The sequence below is a fragment of the Mycolicibacterium sp. HS_4_1 genome (genome assembly GCF_054515875.1).
The window spans coordinates 1,543,070-1,563,006 of sequence record NZ_CM137261.1 but is presented as its reverse complement, the minus strand read 5'-3'; the positions used below and the strand labels follow the sequence as shown (position 1 = coordinate 1,563,006).

General features: G+C 65.8%; 18 protein-coding genes. 6 read left to right on the top strand and 12 right to left on the bottom strand.

Annotated elements, in window-relative coordinates; translation table 11 throughout:
* Window positions 1–6: 6 nt before the first annotated feature.
* The 6 genes from ACX12F_RS07455 to ACX12F_RS07430 form a co-directional block, all read right to left on the bottom strand.
* Window positions 7–861 carry an MlaE family ABC transporter permease gene (locus tag ACX12F_RS07455; RefSeq protein ID WP_459368971.1) on the bottom strand — a complete coding sequence of 285 codons (855 nt, stop codon included), beginning with the start codon at window positions 859–861 and terminating at the stop codon, window positions 7–9.
* A gap of 10 nt (window positions 862–871) precedes the next feature.
* Entirely contained in the window at window positions 872–1,681 is an 810-nt protein-coding gene (locus ACX12F_RS07450; protein ID WP_459368970.1) for an MlaE family ABC transporter permease, read from the bottom strand.
* Complete coding sequence (locus ACX12F_RS07445; protein ID WP_459368969.1) at window positions 1,671–1,898, bottom strand: hypothetical protein; 228 nt, start codon at window positions 1,896–1,898, stop codon at window positions 1,671–1,673. Before ACX12F_RS07445 ends, ACX12F_RS07450 begins: the two co-directional genes overlap by 11 nt.
* A gap of 8 nt (window positions 1,899–1,906) precedes the next feature.
* Window positions 1,907–3,403, bottom strand: a complete 1,497-nt coding sequence (locus ACX12F_RS07440; protein ID WP_459368968.1) for an aldehyde dehydrogenase family protein — start codon at window positions 3,401–3,403, stop codon at window positions 1,907–1,909.
* A gap of 286 nt (window positions 3,404–3,689) precedes the next feature.
* Window positions 3,690–4,283 carry a 2-C-methyl-D-erythritol 4-phosphate cytidylyltransferase gene (locus ACX12F_RS07435; protein WP_459368967.1) on the bottom strand — a complete coding sequence of 198 codons (594 nt, stop codon included), beginning with the start codon at window positions 4,281–4,283 and terminating at the stop codon, window positions 3,690–3,692.
* Between the two features lie 53 nt (window positions 4,284–4,336).
* On the bottom strand, window positions 4,337–7,189 hold the full coding sequence (locus tag ACX12F_RS07430; protein ID WP_459368966.1) for an MMPL/RND family transporter: 2,853 nt from the start codon (window positions 7,187–7,189) through the stop codon (window positions 4,337–4,339).
* Between the two features lie 195 nt (window positions 7,190–7,384).
* Here ACX12F_RS07430 and ACX12F_RS07425 point away from each other — a divergent pair, with 195 nt between their 5' ends.
* Together ACX12F_RS07425 and ACX12F_RS07420 are read left to right on the top strand one after the other, a co-directional pair.
* Window positions 7,385–8,002, top strand: a complete 618-nt coding sequence (locus tag ACX12F_RS07425) for a hypothetical protein (protein ID WP_459368965.1) — start codon at window positions 7,385–7,387, stop codon at window positions 8,000–8,002.
* 91 nt (window positions 8,003–8,093) lie between these two features.
* Window positions 8,094–9,395, top strand: coding sequence for an acyl-CoA dehydrogenase family protein (locus ACX12F_RS07420; RefSeq protein ID WP_459368964.1), 1,302 nt, complete (start codon window positions 8,094–8,096; stop codon window positions 9,393–9,395).
* A gap of 306 nt (window positions 9,396–9,701) precedes the next feature.
* Here the strand turns inward: ACX12F_RS07420 and ACX12F_RS07415 are convergent, their stop codons facing one another.
* Genes ACX12F_RS07415 through ACX12F_RS07400 form a run of 4 tightly spaced genes read right to left on the bottom strand, consistent with a single transcriptional unit; the run spans window position 9,702 to window position 14,115 of the window.
* Window positions 9,702–10,730 (bottom strand): amidohydrolase family protein, encoded by a 1,029-nt coding sequence (locus ACX12F_RS07415; RefSeq protein WP_459368963.1) that lies wholly within the window; start codon window positions 10,728–10,730, stop codon window positions 9,702–9,704.
* A gap of 24 nt (window positions 10,731–10,754) precedes the next feature.
* Window positions 10,755–11,738, bottom strand: a complete 984-nt coding sequence (locus ACX12F_RS07410) for a VOC family protein (protein WP_459368962.1) — start codon at window positions 11,736–11,738, stop codon at window positions 10,755–10,757.
* Window positions 11,735–12,604: an alpha/beta fold hydrolase gene (locus ACX12F_RS07405; RefSeq protein ID WP_459368961.1), complete on the bottom strand. Its 870-nt coding sequence runs from the start codon at window positions 12,602–12,604 to the stop codon at window positions 11,735–11,737. Before ACX12F_RS07405 ends, ACX12F_RS07410 begins: the two co-directional genes overlap by 4 nt.
* On the bottom strand, window positions 12,601–14,115 hold the full coding sequence (locus tag ACX12F_RS07400) for a bifunctional 3-(3-hydroxy-phenyl)propionate/3-hydroxycinnamic acid hydroxylase (protein WP_459368960.1): 1,515 nt from the start codon (window positions 14,113–14,115) through the stop codon (window positions 12,601–12,603). Before ACX12F_RS07400 ends, ACX12F_RS07405 begins: the two co-directional genes overlap by 4 nt.
* Before the next feature lie 76 nt (window positions 14,116–14,191).
* Between ACX12F_RS07400 and ACX12F_RS07395 the strand changes: the two genes are divergently transcribed.
* The 4 genes from ACX12F_RS07395 to dmpG are packed head-to-tail and all read left to right on the top strand — an operon-like array spanning window position 14,192 to window position 17,590.
* The gene (locus ACX12F_RS07395; protein WP_459368959.1) at window positions 14,192–14,818 is read left to right on the top strand and encodes a TetR/AcrR family transcriptional regulator; all 627 of its coding nucleotides are present in this window, start codon (window positions 14,192–14,194) and stop codon (window positions 14,816–14,818) included.
* The gene (locus tag ACX12F_RS07390) at window positions 14,818–15,606 is read left to right on the top strand and encodes a 2-keto-4-pentenoate hydratase (protein WP_459368958.1); all 789 of its coding nucleotides are present in this window, start codon (window positions 14,818–14,820) and stop codon (window positions 15,604–15,606) included. Before ACX12F_RS07395 ends, ACX12F_RS07390 begins: the two co-directional genes overlap by 1 nt.
* A 14-nt stretch (window positions 15,607–15,620) precedes the next feature.
* A complete protein-coding gene (locus ACX12F_RS07385) occupies window positions 15,621–16,577 on the top strand; it encodes an acetaldehyde dehydrogenase (acetylating) (RefSeq protein WP_459368957.1) in 957 nt (318 codons plus the stop codon).
* Complete coding sequence (gene dmpG / locus ACX12F_RS07380) at window positions 16,574–17,590, top strand: 4-hydroxy-2-oxovalerate aldolase (RefSeq protein WP_459368956.1); 1,017 nt, start codon at window positions 16,574–16,576, stop codon at window positions 17,588–17,590. Before ACX12F_RS07385 ends, dmpG begins: the two co-directional genes overlap by 4 nt.
* On the opposite strand, the gene ACX12F_RS07375 is transcribed toward dmpG, so the two are convergent.
* Together ACX12F_RS07375 and ACX12F_RS07370 are read right to left on the bottom strand one after the other, a co-directional pair.
* The gene (locus tag ACX12F_RS07375) at window positions 17,587–18,735 is read right to left on the bottom strand and encodes a thiolase family protein (protein ID WP_459368955.1); all 1,149 of its coding nucleotides are present in this window, start codon (window positions 18,733–18,735) and stop codon (window positions 17,587–17,589) included. The genes dmpG and ACX12F_RS07375 overlap by 4 nt on opposite strands.
* Window positions 18,728–19,915: a CaiB/BaiF CoA transferase family protein gene (locus tag ACX12F_RS07370; RefSeq protein WP_459370269.1), complete on the bottom strand. Its 1,188-nt coding sequence runs from the start codon at window positions 19,913–19,915 to the stop codon at window positions 18,728–18,730. Before ACX12F_RS07370 ends, ACX12F_RS07375 begins: the two co-directional genes overlap by 8 nt.
* Between the last annotated feature and the right edge of the window lie 22 nt (window positions 19,916–19,937).

Genomic DNA, 19,937 nt, shown 5'->3' with positions numbered 1-19,937 from the left:
TCCGCCCTAGCCCGACAGGTGGAAGTTGCCGTTGGAGCCGTAGATCGACAGTGACACCAGCAGTGTCACCGAAACCACCACGACCAGGGACGTACGCACCGCATTGCCCACTGCCACACCGACTCCCGACGGACCACCGGTGGCGAAGTAGCCGAAATAGGTGTGGATGAACAGGATGGTCAACGCCATCAGAATGGCCTGCAGAAATGACCACAGCAGGTCCACCGGGTTCAGGAAGGTATAGAAGTAGTGGTCGTACAGGCCCGCGGACTGGCCGAACAGCACCACCGTGACGAACCTCGACGCGATGAACGACAGGATCACCGCGATGGAGTACAGCGGGGTGATCGCGATCATGCCGGCCAGGATTCGGGTGGACACCAAATACGAGATCGGGCGGATCGCCATGGATTCCAGCGCGTCGATCTCCTCGTTGATCCGCATGGCGCCCAGCTGTGCGGTGACGCCGGCGCCGAAGGTGGCGGCCAGGCCGATACCCGCGACGATCGGGGCGGCGATCCGCACGTTGATGAATGCCGACAGGAAACCCGTCAGCGCCTCGATACCGATGTTGCCCAGCGAGCTGTACCCCTGCACCGCCAGCGTGCCGCCGGTGGCCAGCGTCAGAAAGCCCACGATCGCGACCGTGCCACCGATCATCGCCAATGTGCCCGCGCCCATGGAGATCTCGGCGATCAGCCGGATGACCTCCTTGCGGTAGTGCGTGCCGGCGAACGGCACTCCGGCCAACGCCTTGCCGTAGAATAACGTGTGATCGCCGATCCGCCCCAGCAGACCGATCGGCCGGCCGAGCTCGCGCGCCATCCGCGGATATGTCTGCCGCAGCGCTTTCAGTGCCATCGCCGGGGCCCTACCGCGCCGTCATCCGGATACCGATGGCGGTGACCACAACGTTGATCACGAACAACGCCATGAACGCGTACACCACCGTCTCGTTGACCGCGTTGCCGACGGCCTTGGCGCCACCGCCAGAGATGGTCAACCCCCGATAACACGCCACCAGCCCGGCGATCAGCCCGAATAACGCCGCCTTGATGCACGAGATGATCACCTCGGGCACACCCGTCAGCAGCGTGATGCCGGCGGCGAAAGCGCCCGGATTCACGTCCTGGACGAACACCGAGAAGATGTAGCCGCCCAGGATCCCGATGATGACCACCAGAGAATTCAGCAGCAGCGCCACCAGCCCCGAAGCCAGCATCCGCGGCGTCACCAGTCGGGCCACCGGGTTGATGCCCAGCACCTCCATCGCATCGATCTCCTCGCGGATGGTCCGCGACCCCAGATCCGCACACATGGCCGTCGCGCCCGCACCCGCGACGATCAGTACCGTCACCATCGGCCCCACCTGGGTCACCGCACCGAATGCCGCACCGGCCCCGGACAAATCCGCCGCGCCCAGCTCGCGAAGCAGGATGTTCAGCGTGAAGGACACCAGCACGGTGAACGGGATGGCCACCAACAAGGTCGGCGCCAACGACACCCGCGCCACGAACCACGACTGCTCGAGAAACTCCCGCATCTGGAAGGGCCGCTGAAACAGGTACCGCACCGCGTCCGCCGACATCGCGAACAAACCGCCGATGGCCTGCATCGGCCCGGATGCGCTGCGCACGAACGAAATACCCGGCGACCACCGGTCCGGCCCCTTACCTGCCATCCGCGCCCGGTCCTTCCAGAATCGTCACGGCCGACACGGCAGTCGGACGGTCCAGATCTTCATAGCTGATCAACGCGGTTCCGGTGAAGAAATCGCGAACGTCGGCACGGCCTGCCCCGCCCGCCGAGATGATGGCGTCCTCGTCGCGACCGGCGATGCGGCGCAGCGACGTGCCCCAGCACGGCTGGCACCTACCGATGGCGATGGCGGTGGGCATGAAACGCGTCAGCCGACGACCGTGGCGAACGTCTTGTGTTCGAGGAATTCTTCGAGCCCGGCCGTACCCATCTCCCGGCCGATACCGGACTGTTTGTAACCGCCGAACGGGCTGTCGGGGCTGAAGTAGTTGCCGCCGTTGATCGAAAAGGTCCCGGTTCGGATTCGCCGGGCCATCGCCACAGCGCGCTCCTGACTGCCGAATACCGCGCCGGACAACCCATAAATGGAGTTGTTGGCTATTTCGACCGCGTGGTCGTCGTCGTCATAGGCGATCACTGCCAGCACTGGTCCGAAGACTTCTTCCTGGGCGATTTCGCTCTCGGGGTCGACGTCTGTCAGCAGGGTCGGGGTGTAGAAGTAGCCGGGCCCCTTCTTTTCGCCGCCGGTGACCAGGGTGGCGCCGTCGGCAACGGCCCGTCGCACCATTGCGTCGACCTTGTCGCGCTGCTTCTCACTGATGAGCGGCCCCATGTAGGTATTCGGGTCTTGGGGATCGCCCCAGCGCACATGCGAGAAGTTGGTCTTGACCATCTCGACTATCTCGTCGTGATGCTTGCGCGGCACCAGCAGCCGGCTGGTGAGTGCGCAGCCCTGGCCGGCGTGGGTGACCATGCTGAAGGCAGAAAACATCGCGGCCATGCTGAAGTCGGCGTCGTCCAGCACGATCGCGGCGGACTTCCCACCCAGTTCGAGGAACACCCGCTTGAGGGTCGTGCTGGCCGTGGCCATGATGGCCCGGCCTGTCGCGGTCGAGCCGGTGAAGGTGACGGCGTCGACGGCGCTGCTGGTGGTCAGGGCGACACCAACCTCGGGGTCGGACGAACTGATGACGTTGACGACACCGGCCGGGATGTCAGTGTGGTTGGCGACGAGCTCGCCCAACGCCAGGGTGATCAAAGGAGTGTCGGGGGCGGCCTTGAGCACCACGGTGCAGCCGGCAGCCAGTGCCGGAGCGAGCTTGGCCAGTGCCAGCTGGTTCGGATAGTTGTAGGCGATGATCGCCGCGATTACGCCCGCGGCTTCCTTCTCCACCCAGCGATGGTGCTGGGCACCACGAATCTCGACGTTGCCCAGATCCTCGGTCATCGGGAAGGTCTTGAGCAGGTCGGCGTAGTAGCGCACGATCGCGATGGGTTGGTCGAGTTGCGCGCCATGGGTCAGCGCGACGGTGGCGCCGACCTCCTGGATGGTCAGTGCCGCCAGCTCGTCCCGGTGCTCGTTGAGTGCTTTGTGGAATTGATCCAAGCAGCGGATTCGCAGCTCGACGTCGGTGGCCCAGTCGGTCTTGTCGAACGCCCGACGGGCGGCCGCGATGGCCGCTTCGGCATCGGCCACAGTGGCCTGTGGTGCATGCCCGAAGACCTCTTCGGTGGCCGGATTGATCGTGGGATAGGTGCCTGCACCGGCGACCAATTCGCCGTTGATCAGCATCCGGCGGTCGACGCCCGTTTCGGCCGCTCGAGCACCCGCGATATTTCCGGCATCAACCGTGGCCTGAGCCATCCGCCCTCCTGGAGCTGCAACGATGTATGGAAACTGCATTCTCATCTTTGGCGAATCATACATTCACAACGAGAGAATACAACGAAGGCTAGACGCGCTAGGTAGATAACTTGTCGACCGGGAACGCGGCAATGCACGCAGCTGAGCCGAGGCCGCTGACCCTCCTCGTGCATGGAGCGGTTTCACCGACAGGCAGTCCGCGCGAGGCACCGGCACTACGTCGATCGTGTGGCCTGACGAAGAGACACGCCGACAGCCCCCGCCACCTCACCCTCGGCGTAGGACCTCAGCCGGCGGCGACCATCGCCTCCAGGAGTCCCCGGTCGTGCGCCAGGTCGACGACGAACGCGTTGGGGTCGCCGTCGACGGTGCCGACCGTCAGATCGGTGGACATCAGCGCCGCCAGGTCGTCCGACCGCGGGAGCCGATTCAGCGCCGCTGCGGAGAAACCCCGCGGGTACTGCGCGGTGACGAGTTCCGAGCGGTCTACATTGCCCAACACGATGTCGTGCCCCGCAATGCTTTTCACGCTGTCTGTCATCGGCAGGATCGGCAGGACGACGTCGTGGTCCGCCAGCGCCGCGGCGACCCGCGCCGCCAGCTCGGCGGGCGCCAGCGGGTAGCGCACGTCGTGCACCAACACGCAATCCCCGGCGCCGAGTGGCCTCGCACCGGTGCGCACCGGCACGTCACTCAGGCCATGGGCCGCAAGGCATTTCGTGGCCGCCGCCGCCAATTCTTCGGCGGTCACCACAGACACCGGCGCCACGGCGCGTACCGCCAGCACAGCTCGCACCAGCGCCGGCTCCCCCGCGATCGGCGTGGTGAAGTCGGCCGGCGCCAGGCCGGCCGGCACGGTCACGATCGCCGAGAGAGTCACCGCGCCACCTTATCCCCGGCATCCCCGGCGTCGTTCCGCGCGCGGGGAGACAGCTACTTCCCCGCCGCCGCCGGCTGAATTCCGATGGCCGCCAGCCGTCGCTCGGACGCCTCGTGGCGCACGCGCTTCGGCCACCAGAACCACTTGCCCAGCAGCGCCGCGATGGCCGGTGTCATGAAGGACCGGACGATCAGCGTGTCGAACAGCAGACCGAGCGCGATGGTGGTGCCAACCTGCGCCATGACCTTCAGGTCGCTGAAGGCGAACGACGCCATGGTGAACGCGAACACCAATCCCGCCGAGGTGACGACTGATCCGGTGCCTGCCATGGACCGGATGATGCCGGTCTTCACGCCGCCCGCCAGCTCTTCCTTGAACCGCGACACCAGCAGCAGGTTGTAGTCGGAACCGACCGCCAGCAGCAGAATGACCGACATCGGCAGCACCATCCAGTGCAGCTCGAGACCGATGATGTGCTGCCACAACAGAACTGACATACCGAATGACGCGCCCAGCGACAACAGCACGGTACCGACGATCACGCCTGCGGCCACCATGCTTCGCGTGATGAGCAGCATGATGATGAAAATCATTGATACCGCCGCGATTCCGGCGATCATCAGGTCGTACTGCGCACCGTCGTGCATGTCCTTGTAGGTGGCGGCGGTGCCGGCCAGATAGATCTTGGAGCCCTCCAGCGGGGTGCCCTTGATGGCCTCCTTGGCGGCCTGCTTGATCGGGTCGACGTGGGCGATGCCTTCGGGCGTCGCCGGGTCGCCTTCGTGCTGAATGATGAAGCGCACCGACTTGCCGTCCGGCGAGATGAAGTTCTTCATGCCGCGCTTGAAGTCCTTGTTGTCGAAGGCCTCCGGCGGCAGGTAGAAGCTGTCGTCATTCAGCGAGTTGTCGAACGCCTCGCCCATCGCCGCGGCGTTGTCCGACGACGCGGCGCGCTGATCCACCTGACCCTTCTGGGTCTGGTACATGGTCAGCATGTACTGCTTCATGTTCTTCATGACCTCGATCTGAGGCGGCATCACTGTCACCATCTCGGCGGTCAGCTTGTCCAGCTTCAGCAGCTCCGGCACCAGGGATTGGATGTCGTCGGTCATGACGTCGATGCCGTCGAGCGTGTCGAAGACGGAACGCATCGAAAAACACACCGGGATGTCGTAGCAGTGCGGTTCCCAGTAGAGGTAGTTGCGGATCGGCCGCAGGAAATCGTCGAAATCGGAGATGTGGTCTCGCAAGTCGGCGACGTCGAGCGACATATTGATGGTCTTTTGCGACATGTCGTGCGTGGTGGCGGCCATCTGCGTGGTGATGGCCTGCATCTTGGTCATCGTGTCGATGCTCACCTGCATGTCGTTGGCCTGCTGCAGCATGTTGGCCATCGAGTCCAGCTGGTACTTCTCCGTCATCTTCGAGGTGACGGCCTGCATGCCCATGATGAACGGAATCGTCGTGTGCTTGATGGGTTTTCCGTCGGGCCGGGTGATGGTCTGCACGCGCGCGACGCCCTGGGTGTGGACGATGGCCTTGGCGATCTTGTCGATCACCAGGAAGTCGGCGGAATTGCGCAGGTCGTGGTCGCTCTGCACCATCAGCAACTCGGGGTTCATCCGGGACGCACTGAAATGCCGTTCCGCGGCGGCATATCCGACGTTGGCGCTGAGGTCCGCCGGCACATAGCGACGGGAGTCGTAGTTCGTCTTGTAGCCGGGCAGCGTCACCAGTCCGACGAGGGCGAGCGCCAACGTGGCGACCAGCACAGGCCCGGGCCAGCGCACCACGAGGACACCGATACGCCGCCAGCCGCGGGATTTGATGGCGCGCTTCGGTTCGAAGCGGCCGAACCGGCTGCCGATCTTGATGACGGCCGGGCCGAGCGTCATCGCGGCGACGACGGCCACGAGCGTGCCGATCGCGCAGGGCACACCCAGGGTCTGGAAGTACGGCAGCCGCGTGAAACTCAGGCAGAGCATGGCGCCGGCGATGGTCAGACCCGATCCCAGGACCACGTGCGCCGTCCCGCGGAACATCGTGTCGTAGGCGGTCTGCCGCTCCTCGTTGTCGCCGCGCGCCTCCTGGTACCGGCCGATCGCGAAGATGGCGTAGTCCGTGCCGGCCGCGATGACCATCAGCGTCAGCAGGTTCACCGCGAACGTCGACAGGCCGATGATGTTCGCATTGGCCAGGAACGCGACGACACCGCGAGCGGCGCCGAGTTCGAGGAACACCATCAACAAGATGAGGATCATCGTCACGATGGACCGGTAGACGAGCAGGAGCATCACGGCGATCACCAACAGGGTGATGGCGGTGACCTTGGCGATGCTCTTGTCGCCGGCGTGGTGCTGGTCGGATATCAGCGGGCCGCCGCCGGTGACGAACACGTGGAGGCCGGCAGGCGGCTTCGAGTCGGTGACGATCTGCCGGACCGATGCGACGGAATCGTTGGACTTCGTCTCCCCTTGATTGCCGCGCAGGTAGATCTGGACGTACGCGGCCTTGCCGTCGGCGCTTTGTGAGCCGACTGCGGTCAGCGGGTCACTCCAGAAGTCCGCGACGTGCTCGACGTGCGCGGTGTCAGCGGTCAGTTTGGCGATAAGACCGTCGTAGTAGTGGTGTGCCTCGGCGCCGAGGGGTTGGTCGCCCTCCAGGACCACCATGGCGTTGCTGTCGGAGTCGAATTCCTGGAAGTTGGCGCCGATCTGCTTCATCGCGATCATGGCCGGGCCGTCTTTGGCGCTGAGTCCGACGGTGTGCTCCTCGCCGACCTTCTCCAGTGGCGGGACCAGCGTGTTGGTGGCGACGTTGAGGACGAACCAGCCGATCACGATGGGTACCGCGAGCACCCAGATCAGATGACCGATCCTGGATCGCTCGGTGTTGGTGGCACTCACTCGGGGCACCCTTCCATCAGGCCCGGCAGGTCCATGGAAATGGAGCGCGGCGGCGTTACACAATCACTGTCGGGCGAAATATACCTAGCACAGCAAACCTTTATCCAGAGTGATGACGCAAAAGGTGCCTCTACCTCCCGAGAAATGGGACAAATCGGGGCCTTTTCGCCCGATTTCGGCCGTACCGTTGACGGGATGGAAAATTCTCCGGCCGATACGTTCGGCAAGCGCTACGGCGAAGTGCTGCTGGTCTCCCAGACGCCGACGGGACCGCATGTCACGGTGTTCAATACCTTCCCGCTGAACGACTGCCCGCATGAGGCCTGGTCCGCGCTCAACCCGCAGGCCCTCGCCGCGGAGAACGGCGTCGCGGCGGCCCTGCTCAACGGCCCCCGCTATTGGCTGATGAGCGAGATCGTCAAAACCCGGGCGGACGTCGGTGAGAAGAGGACGTTCGGCGGCATCGAGATGCTGCAGCAGGCGACAGTGGAACTGGCGTCGATGAACCCGACGCCCTACAGCGTGAACAAGGTCAGCCGCCGCACGGTCTTCGTGTTCGGTGCCGGGCGGCCCGTCTTCGAATTGCTCGACCCACAGGGACAGCGCTGGGTCATGCAGTCCTGGAGCCGGATGGTCGACCCGGCGCTGTCGCTGGAAGACCTGCCGGACCTCGGTACGCGACTGCAACTGCCCGACGGGTGGAGCTACCGGACATCGACGCTCGCCACTGCGCTGCGCATCGACACCACCACCGAGGACGCTCACGTCACCCAGGACAACCTGGGCAACACCTACTCATTGGCCGTCGCTTAGCCGCGCTAGGCATTCCCAAACCGGCGCAGGTGCGTTACAAACGACAGACGGGTGTGTCCTGTCGCGGTGGGACCGAACTGAAGGAGTCCGAATGGCTTGGGATTTCGAAACCGATCCGGAGTTCCAGGAGCTCCTCGACTGGGCCGACGCCTTCGTACGCGACGAAGTCGAGCCGCTCGACCTCATCTGGCCGCACCTGCAGTACACCGCGCTCGACGAGACCCGGCGCCGGGTCGTTGACCCCCTCAAGGAACAGGTGCGCCGAAAAGGCTTGTGGGCCACACACCTTGGACCCGACCTCGGTGGGCAGGGCTACGGGCAGCTGAAACTGGCGCTGCTCAACGAGATTCTGGGCCGGTCGCAGTGGGCACCGATCATCTTCGGCTGTCAGGCCCCCGATACCGGCAACGCCGAGATCATCGCGCACTACGGCACCCCGGAGCAGAAGGAGCAGTACCTGCGGCCGCTGCTCGCTGGCGAGGTCTTCTCCTGCTACTCGATGACCGAGCCGCAAGGCGGCGCCGACCCGACTCAGTTCACGACGTCCGCCGTACGCGACGGCGACGACTGGGTGATCAACGGCTACAAGTTCTTCTCGTCCAACGCCTCGACGTCGACGTTCCTGATCGTCATGGTGGTGACCAACCCCGACGTCAGTCCCTATCAAGGGATGTCGATGTTCCTCGTGCCCACGAACACGCCTGGCGTCAACATCATCCGCAACTCCGCGATCTACGGGGAATCCGACGGTCACGGGTCGCACGCCCTGATTCATTACGACAATGTGCGCGTGCCGAATTCGGCCGTGCTCGGCGGTGAGGGCCAGGCTTTTGTGATTGCGCAGACCCGCCTCGGCGGGGGCCGGATCCACCACGCGATGCGCACCATCGGACTGGCGCAGAAGGCCCTCGACATGATGTGCGAGCGGGCGCTGTCGCGGCACACCGCCGGTAGCTTGCTCGCCGACAAGCAGACGGTGCAGGGCTACATCGCCGACTCGTGGGCGCAGCTGCAGCAGTTCCGGCTGTTGGTACTACACACCGCCTGGAAGATCGACAAGTACAACGACTACAAGTTGGTCCGCAAGGACATCGCCGCGGTCAAGGTCGTCATGCCAACGGTGCTGCACGACATCGCCTGGCGCGCAATGCAAGTACACGGCGCCCTCGGTGTGACGAACGAGGTGCCGTTCCTGGGCATGGTCGCCGGCGCCGCGGTGATGGGGCTGGCCGACGGCCCGACCGAGGTACACAAGGTCACGGTGGCCAAGCAGGTGCTGCGCGACTACACGGGCACCGACGAGCTGTGGCCGACCGAGTGGCTGCCGGGCAAACGCGAAGCCGCACAGGCGAAATACGCCGAGTACCTGGAGTTGGAAGTGGGTAATCACTAGCGTCCAGTACGACCGGGGCAGCTGGCTGCTGCGTGCGCGGAGAGACGAAGTTGAGGATCATTTCGGCACTGGCGGGCGCGATGCGCGTCAACCAGCGCGTCCCCAAGCCGGCGTGTCGGGCGCTCCTGCAGCACTTGCGATTTGGACCCGTCACCATGGGTTGACATTGTCAACGCATGGTGACGACTCCCGGCCGAAGTGCACGCACACCCAGGTCTGCCCGCCCTGACAATTGAGTGACGATCACGAAGAAGACCATCGTGAAAGTCCACCCCACCCTGGGCCGGCTGACCTCCAGCCATACCCCTACTGCGTCATCAACCGCGCCAGGCCTCGCATCACCGTCCGGCTGGCGGTGTGGCGAACCTGCTCGATCAGCGACGGTGCTGCCGGTGGCGCCGCAGCACCCAGGCGTGGGAAGAGCGCCAGCGCATTGGTGCGGTCGATCTCGCGGCGCCCGGCGTCATCCAGTCCCCCATAGGACTCCAGCCCGGCTGCGAACAGCTGGCCGGCCTCGACCGGCGCGAACGGGAAGTCCGAACCGAACGTCACGTGGCCCGGTTTGGCGAAAGCCAGCAGTGACGGCAGCGCGGCCGCACTCGACGACAACGCGGTGTCGAAGTAGAAGCTCGCGAAGTCGTCGAGATGATCGGCCGGACTGCCGCCGACATCACTGGTGATGGCCAGAGCCAGTCGGTGTGACGCGTAAGGCACGAAGCCGCCGGCATGGCTCAGGATGAACCGGATGTTCGGATATCGCCGCCGAATACCGTTGCGCACCAACAGGTACGCGGCCCGCGTGGTGTCGAGCAGAAAGTCGGCAGCGAATGGCAACACGCCGTCGACCGTGGGGCCGGGCAGTTCGGCGGGATGGATGAACACCACCGCCGACCGCGCGTCGAGTTCGGAGAACAGCGCATCCTGACCCGGCGCGCCCAGATACGTACCCGCACTGTTGGCCAGCAGGACCACACCATCAGCATCCAACTCGTCGAGTGCGCGCACCGATTCGGTGACCGCGGCGTCCAGATGGGGCATCGGCAAAATGGCGAAGAGCCCGAACCGATCTGGCCCCGCCGCAACCAGTTCTGCACTGTAGTCGTTCACGTCACGCGCCAGCGCGGCCGCGTCAGCCGCAGCCGGTAAGACCGTCGTACCCGGCGCCGACACCGAGAGAATGGCGGTGGCGACGCCGAGTTTGCCCATCGCCCCCAACGACGCTTCGGGACTCCAGTCCGGCAGCGCCCTTCCACCGGCATCGTCGACGCCGGCCTGTCGCAATACCTTTCGGTAGTCCGGCGGGATCATGTGGTGGTGCGTGTCGATGCGGTTCATGATCATGACGCTCCCGCAGATAGGTCAGTCACGGATGCCCGCGCCGGCCAGTGCGGGGACGACGTCTTCGCGGTGCAGCAATGACCGGGCCGCTGTCGTGAGCTGCTCTAGCTTGTCGGCGCTGCGCTGCATCTCGTGGCCCCAGATGCTGATGCCTTGGTGCGTCGTCGGCCGCCAGGTCGTTTCGTCGACGACCAGCGGATTCCAGCCCAGCTCCCATTCGAAACCCGAGGGCGTCACGGCATAGAACGACAACTCACGGTCGTTGGTGTGCTGGCCGACGCCCAGGGCCATGTCGAACCCCAGTGCCCGCACCCGTTGATAGCTGTCCGTCAGATCATCGAGCTCGGCAACTTGAATGTTGAGGTGCTGCACACGGGTCCGAATCGGGTTGACCGGCAATCGGTTCACCGCGGCGATGGCCACTGAATGGTGGCGCCGATTGACGCGCAGGAACCGGATCTTGACCTTCACGCCGCTCATGGTCTCATCGATGAAGTCGCTGAGCCGAGCGTCGAGCAAGGTGTTGTAGTAGCCGCGCACCTGGTGCGGCCTGGTGCTGGTGACGGCGACGTGGCCCAGACCGAATTCTCCGGTGACGAAGCCTTTTCCGGCGACGGACAGCTGGCCGTCGACGTGCGCCCGGGTGTACAGCTCCTGCGCCAACCCGTTGGGGCCGGGAATCCGCACCAGTCGTTCGACACCGCGCAGCGCGGCTTCCTCGTCGGTGCCGACGGTGATCGGTACACCGCACCGGTGCACTCGGCTGAGGATCTCGTCGAAGGTGTCGTGGTCGTCGATTTGCCAACCCAGCGTGGTGACATCCTCGGCAGGGCCGCGCCGCAGCAGGAACCGGCACTGTTGTTCGTCGAGCCGGAACCGGAGGGCATCGGTGTCGAGGTCATCGAGGTGCATGCCGATCGCATCGCGGCCGAACCGCCGCCAGTCGGCGAACCGCTCGGTCTCCACCACCAGGTAGCCGAGGGACACATGACCGAAGACACTCATGGCCGGAATACCGTGCTGTCCGAGAGGAATTCGTCGACGAGTTGGTTGAACAGGTCGGCACGTTCCCACTGCATCCAGTGTCCGGTGCGGCTGGTCATGACCAGTTCGGCGTTGGGCATGATGTTCTGCAACATCGGTCCGCCCGAGGGCCGGTTCACCTTGTCGTCGCGGCCCCACAAGATCAGGGTCGGAGTCTGCAGTGATGCCAGCCGCGAGTCGCGCGTGAGGTCCATGCGCCACAGCGTCCGCAGGGCGAACGGTCCCGACGGCCGGCTCAACGGCGGATCGGCCACCACCTCTGGGTCGATCGATGCCGCGTACCGCAGGTCGATCAGCTCGTCGGGCACCGAATCGCCTTCGTAGACCAGGTAGTTGCGGATGAATGCGGCCAGCTTCTCGCGACTGGGACCGGTGCCGCCGTAGTAGCCCAGGAGGCTGTTCAAGCCGGCGGTCGGCAGGCCGCGGGTGGTTCCGATGCCGCCGGGGCCCATCAGCACCAGCTTGCCAACCCGGCCGGGGGTGTCCAGGGCCAGGCGCAGTGCCGCTGCGCCGCCGTACGAGTTGCCGATCAGATGTGCTGTGCTGATGCTCAATTCGTCGAGCAGCCCGCGCATCGCGCCGGCCAGGCAGCCGAAGGGATCGGACTTGTCGATGCCTTTCGACGAGCGTCCGTAGCCCGGCATGTCGGGGACGAGGACGCGGTGGTGCTGGGCGAGGGCGTCGATGTTGCGGGAGTAATTGGAGACGCCGGAAGCGCCCGGGCCGCCGCCGTGCAGCAGCATCACCGCGGGGCCGGAACCGGCTTCGGCGACGAAGATTTTCCGGCCGCCGACGGTGACGTTGCGCTCCGTGAGGGTGGTTGTCATGCAGGTGCTCCTGTCAGGGTGGTGAGGTTCAGTCCGGCTGGCGGCGCCGGGATCGGTTGTCCGGATGAGGTTGCGGCGTAGACGAATCCGTCGGGGCGCAGCACGACGGCGTCGGCCTTGCGCTCGTGCAGCCACCGTACGAGGCTGGGTTCGCTGACCCGCAGGCTCGATACGCCGGCGCGAGCCCAGGCCGCGGCCCCGAACGGAGCGGCGGCGGTGTGCAGCAGCGTCCAATCGCCGCCGAGCAGATCGTCGAGGGGCACGCCGTCCACGGTCGGCTGCGGGACCTGCCAGCCCGCCGCGGGATGCGCCGCGACAAAGAAGCCCTCGGTATAGTGCGCGTCAGGAATCCACCAGAACTTCTGGCCCGCGGTGTTGGCGCCGGGAATCCTGGTCACCGCGCGCAACACATGATTGCGGATGGTGGCCAGCCAGGGCCGCCGTTCGGTGATCACCCGCCCGACGAGTACCGCGCGCCGCGTTACCTCGGTGACGTGCGGCTTGCGCTCTGCCTCATAGGAATCCAGCAGTGAGTCCGGCGCCTGACCTCGCACCACCGCGGCCAGCTTCCAGCACAGGTTGGCCGCATCACGCACACCGGCGGACATGCCCTGACCGATCCACGGCGGCATCGCATGCGCGGCATCACCGGCTAGGAAGACTCGGCCGACGCGCCAGCGGTCCGCTACTCGCACGTGATGGCTGTAGACGACAGCGCGCAGGATCTCGACATGGTCGGGCGTAACACCCTGCTCCCGCAACACCTTCCACACTGCTTCGTTACTGACGAGGTCCTTCTCGTCCTCCCCTCCCCGGGCGGGGTATTCCCACCGGTGATGTCCCAGTGGGGTCGGACAGTCCACGGTCGGACGTGTCGGGGTGCAGTGAAACCGCAAGCGGTCGTGCGCATCCCATTCCTTGATCACCTTGGTATCGATGACGACCCAGCGCTCGCCGTAGGTACGTCCGGTGTATCCGATACCAAGCACTCCGCGCGTCCCCGACGATCCCCCGTCCGAGGCGATGACGTAGCGGGCCGTTACCCGCTTGAACGCGTCGGTACGCAGATCAGCGAGCAACAGTTCTGCGTCGTCGGCGCGGTTGGCCACCCGCAGGCATTCATGTTCCAGCAGCACCTCGACGTTGCTGAAGCGGGCGACCCCTTCGCGGAGCACCGAGTCGACGGCCGGCTGGTACAGGAACTGCTGCGACGGATGTCCACACCCGCGTCCGTAGATCACCGTTTCGATGAACGGCCGCCCATCGGAGTCGACGAACGCGACCGGACGGTCGGGCAGCATGTCGCGCTGGAGCCGTTCGGCGAGCCCGACCGACTGCCACACACGCAGCACTTCCTCGTCGGTCGAGATCGCCCGGGCCCGGCTGTAGATATCTGGGTCGCGCTCGACCACCAGGACCTTCAGGCCCAGCTGCCCCAGCAGATTGGCCGTGGTGGCACCGGTGGGGCCATACCCGATGACGGCGACGTCGTAGGTGTCTTCACTGCTCATTGCGGCCTCCGCTTGTTCTGTAGTGATCGCTACGGTAATGTAGCGATCACTACAGAGTCAATAGTCGGGAGCGAAAATGACCGAGGCACCGAAGGTCCGCCGCAAGCGCGCCGACGGCGAACAGTCGCGCGAGCGAATCCTGGACGCCGCCAACGAGATTGCCTCTGAACGTGGTTACGAGGGCACCAGCATCGGACTGGTCAGCAAGAAGTGCGGACTCCCCGCCAGTTCCATCTACTGGCACTTCAAGGACAAGGACGACCTGCTGGCCGCGGTCATCGACCGCAGCTTCGCGACCTGGTTGAAGGCCTGGAAGCTCCCGTCCGACGGCGAGCCGCGCGAACGCGTCATCGGCCTGGCCACACAGCTCGCGAAGGGCCTGCTCGACCATCCCGACTTCCTGCGCCTCGGACTCATGCTCGCGCTGGAGCGTCGGCCAGTGGAACCGCGAGCCCGTGCGCGGTTCCTGCAGGCGCGGGCGCAGGCCTCCGAGTCGCTCACGGAAGCACTCAGCGAGCTGGCGCCGGGGCTCACGGACGGCCAAGTGCGGCTGTTGGTGAACTACTCCATCGCCGGCGCCGACGGCCTGTTCATCGCCAGGGAACTGGGTGGCGATTCGGTGGACCTGCTCGAGCTGTTCGAAATGCACGCCAACGCCATGTACGACACGGCACAGCGGATGCTCGCGGAAAACGCACTCTGATGTCGCTCACGACCGAAGAGCTGCACGCCGCTGCCGATCTGCTGCACGCCGCACACCTCAACCGGGCCCCGATTGCGCCGCTGACCGCGCGCTTCCCCGCACTGAGCGTCGACAATGCCTATGCCATCCAGAAGATCAACCTCGACCGGCGGCTTCACCTCGGGCACGCCGTCGTCGGACACAAGATCGGCCTGACCTCCGAACCGATGCAGACCCTGCTCGGTGTCGATGAACCCGACTTCGGCTACATCCTCGATGACATGGTGGTTCCTGACGGTGGCGCGGTCGCGGCCGACCGATTCTGCGCACCACGCGTCGAACCCGAGATCGCCTTCCTGTTGCACACGGCGCTGCGCGGACCGGCTGTCACGGCCGACGACGTACGCGCGGCCACCGAAGCGGTAGCTGTAGCACTGGAGATCGTCGACAGCCGCGTCGCCGATTGGCAGATCACCCTGCCCGACACCGTCGCCGACAACGCCAGTTCGGGCGCGGTGGTGCTCGGCGAATGGGTGCCCTTCTCCGCTGCGCTCGACCTGCCGAATGCGCGGGCGTCGCTGCGGCTCAACGACACCGAGATCGACACCGGACTCGGATCGGCGGTGCTGGGCGATCCCGCCGCTGCCGTCGCATGGCTCGCCAATGCCCTCGCTCCTTACGACATCGAAATCGCCCCGGGCCAGTTCGTCATGTCGGGTTCGTTCACCTCCGCGGCATTCATCCACCGCGGCGACCGGGCTGAGGCCACCATCACGGGCCTTGGCACCGTGTCCCTGCACCTCGACTAGAGAGCCGGAAACCTATGCAGCACAAATCACCCTGGCCGGTTGCCATCATCGGGTCCGGCAACATCGGCACCGACCTGATGATCAAGATCCTGCGCAGCGACGGCCCACTGCAACTCGCGGCCATGGTCGGCATCGACCCCGGTTCCGACGGCCTGGCCCGGGCCGCACGCCTGGGGGTGCCCACCACCGCGGAGGGAGTCGACGGACTCCTGCAAATGCCGAACTTCAGTGATATAAAGCTCGTCTTCGACGCGACGTCCGCCGGGGCCCACCAGGCCAACTGGGCACGGCTGCAGCCGACGGGCGTGCGCATGCTCGACCTCACGCCCGCGGCGGTCGGCCCCTACTGCGTCCCGGTGGTCAACCTCGACGAGCATCTCCACGCGCAAAACCTGAACATGGTCACCTGCGGTGGGCAGGCCACCGTGCCGATCGTCGCCGCGGTCTCAGAATGCGGCATCGTGTCGTACGCCGAGATCGTCTCCTCCATCTTGGCGAAATCGGCGGGGCCCGGCACCCGGGCCAATATCGACGAATTCATCGAAACGACTTGTGCAGCACTGCAATCAGTCGGCGGTGCACAACGCAGTAAGGCCGTGATGATCCTCAACCCCGCAGACCCGCCCCTGCTGATGCGCAACACGGTCTACTGCCTGGTCGACGGCGACGTCGACCAGGCCGCCATCGAGCACCACATCGACGCCATGGTGGCCCGCGTCAACGCCTACGTCCCGGGCTACCGCCTCAAACAGCGCGTCCAGTTCGAGACCTTCACGGCCGACCACCCGCTGTTCATCCCCGAGACCGGCAAGTTCACCGGCACCCGTGTCACCGCCATGCTCGAAGTCGCCGGCGCCGCCCACTATCTGCCCGCGTACGCCGGCAACCTCGACATCATGACCTCTGCGGCGAAGGCCGCCGCCGAAACCATCGCCCATCGCACGCGTGAAACAGCCGGAGCCACAACATGAGCCACGACCTGTATGTCAGTGACGTCACGCTGCGTGACGGTATGCACGCAGTGCGCCACCAGTACACCATCGCGCACGCCGTCGCCATCGCCCGCGCCCTCGATGCAGCCGGCGTCGCCTCCATCGAGATCGCCCATGGCGACGGCCTTTCCGGCTCCAGCTGCATCTACGGATTCGGCGCCCACACCGACATCGAATGGATCGAGGCCGTGGCCGCGGTGGTGCGTCATGCCCGGGTCGCCACCCTCGTGTTGCCCGGCATCGGTACGGTCCGCGACCTCAGGGCCGCCCACCGCGCCGGTGCCACTGTCGTGCGGGTGGCGACCCACTGCACCGAGGCCGACATCTCCGCCCACCACATCGCGGCCGCCCGCGAACTCGGCATGGACACTGTCGGGTTTCTGATGATGAGCCACATGACCGACCCGCAATCGCTCGCGGAGCAAGCCAAACTCATGGAAGGCTACGGCGCCACCTGCGTCTACGTCGTCGACTCCGGTGGCGCGATGACCATGCGCGACATCGTCGACCGGGTCGACGCGCTGCGCCGAACCCTCGACGCCGCCACCGAAATCGGCATCCACGCCCACCACAATCTGTCACTGGGCGTGGCCAATTCGATCGTCGCCGTCGAACACGGCGCCAATCGGGTCGACGCCTCGTTGACCGGGATGGGGGCGGGAGCCGGCAATGCGCCCCTGGAAGTCTTTGTCGCCGCCGCGGACAAGCTCGGTTGGGAGCACGGCTGCGACCTGCATGCGTTGCAGGACGCCGCCGACGATCTGGTCCGGCCGTTACAGGAACGCCCGGTCCGGGTCGACCGGGAAACCCTGACGCTCGGCTACGCGGGCGTCTACTCGAGCTTCCTGCGGCACGCGGAAATCACCGCCGAGCGCTTCGACGTGGACGCCCGAACGCTGTTGGAAGAGGCCGGACGGCGTGGGCTCGTCGGCGGTCAGGAGGACATGCTGGTCGATATCGCGCTGGACCTGACTGCGGCCCGTACCACCTAAGCGACCAGCTCCACCAGTGTGGCGTTGGCGGTGCCGCCGCCTTCGCACATGGTCTGCAAGCCATAGCGAATTCCATTGTCCCGCATGTGATTGATCATCCGGGTCATCAGCACCGCGCCGGACGCGCCGAGGGGGTGCCCCAGCGCGATCGCGCCGCCCAGCGGGTTCAGTGCGGCCTCGTCGGCGCCGGTGTCTGCGAGCCAGGCCAGCGGCACCGGGGCGAAGGCTTCGTTCACCTCGAACACGCCGATATCGGCGATACTCACGCCCGTCTTGCGCAGCACCTTCTCGGTGGCGGGAATCGGGCCGGTCAGCATCAACACCGGGTCGGCGCCGGTCACCGCGCCGCCGACGTACCGCACCAGCGGGGTGAGGCCGAGCTGCACCGCATTCTCCAGCGTCATCACCAAAAGCGCTGCCGCACCGTCAGAAATCTGCGAGGAGTTGCCGGCGTGGATCACGCCGTCGTCCTGGAACGCCGGTTTGAGTCCGGCGAGTCTCTCGACGGTCGTCCCGCGCCGGATGCCCTCGTCCTCGTGCACGATGCCACCGTCCGCGGTGAAGACGGGAACAATCTGCGTAACGAAGGCGCCCGAATCCTGTGCGGCAGCGGCAAGCTCGTGCGACCGCGCGGAGTATTCGTCCAACCGCGCCCGCGACAGACCCCATTTCTGCGCGATCATCTCGGCCGAGATGCCCTGGTTGAAACTGAAACCGTCATACCGGGCAAGCGCTTTCGGCCCGTACGGCTCCCCCGTCTGACGGGCCGCCCCCAATGGCACCCGGCTCATCACTTCGACGCCGCCGGCGACCACGATGTCCTGCTGGCCCGACATCACGGCCTGCACCGCGAAATCCAATGCCTGCTGCGAGGATCCGCAGGCCCGGTTCACCGTCGTCCCCGGAATCGAGTCGGGCCAGCCGGCCGCCAGCACCGACCAGCGGGCGATGTTGCTGGACTGGTCACCCACCTGCGAGACGCAACCCCACACCACGTCGTCGACGAGCTCCGGCGCCACGCCGGACCGTTCCATCAGATCATTGAGCACAACGGCAGACAGATCGGCCGCATGCTGGCCGGCCAATCCCCCGTTGCGCTTGCCGACGGCGGTCCGCACGGCCTCCACAATGACGACTTCACGCATGGTCGCTCCCTGCTCCGTAGACATCTCCGATGGCACTGTCGGCCCGTAGGCCGGCAATATCCTCGGCGCTGTAACCCAATTCGCCGAGTATCACATCCGTGTGCTCCCCCAGTCCCGGGATTGCGCCCATGCTCAGCTCGAGGCCGCTGATCACCGGTGGCGGCAACAACGCCTCGATCGCGCAGCCCGGCGTGCTGACCTGACGCCACCGGTCGCGGGACGCGAGGTGCGGATGGGCGATGACTTCACTGGGCAGGTTGTACCGGGAATTTCCGATGCCGGCGGAGTCGGCCATCCGCTGAATGTCGTCGAGATCGCGTTCTGCGCACCAGGATTCGATAACGGCATGAAGTTCATCGCGGTGTGCGCAGCGGTGCGAGTTGCTCGCGAATCGGGGATCCTCGGCGAGGTCGGGCCGGTCGATGATCTCCCGGGCCAGCCGCTGCCACTCCCTGTCATTCGTGGTGCCGAGCACCACCTTCTGCCCGTCCCGGGTCGCGAACGCGCCGTACGGCGCGACCGCCGGCGACGCCATGCCGAGCGGCTGCTGGTTCACGCCGGAATGCTGGGTGTAGGTCAGGGGGTAACCCATGATGTCGGTCATGGTGTCGAACAGGCTGACCGCGACCGACGGCGCCGCATCCGTCGACACCCCGCGGGCCCGGCCCAGCAGCAGCGCCAGGATCGACAGCGCCGAATACAGGCCTGTGGAGATATCGGCGACGGGCGGGCCTGGTTTGGCCGGCATGCCCGGAAAGCCGGTGGCCGCACACGACCCTGATTCCGCTTGCACCAGAAGGTCGTACGCCCGCTTTTGAGCGAGGGGGCCGGGGGCGCCATAACCAGAGATCTCGACGGGGATCACCTGGGGATGCCGCTTTCCGAGTTCCTCCGGCGCCAGCCCCAATCGCGCGGTGGCGCCGGGCGCCAGGTTGGAGACGAATGCATCGGCACCATCGAGCAACTGGTGCAGGACCGCAATACCTTTGTTGGACTTGAGGTTCAGGGTGATGGATTGCTTGCCCCGGTTGGCCCAGACGAAGTGTGCGGCCTGGCCGAGCACCACGTCGTCGTAGTAGCGGGCGAAGTCGCCACCCTGGGGATTTTCGACCTTGATCACGCGGGCGCCGAAGTCGGCGAGCACGCGCGTGCACATCGGCGCGGACACCGCGTGCTCCATCGCGACGACGGTGATCCCGGCC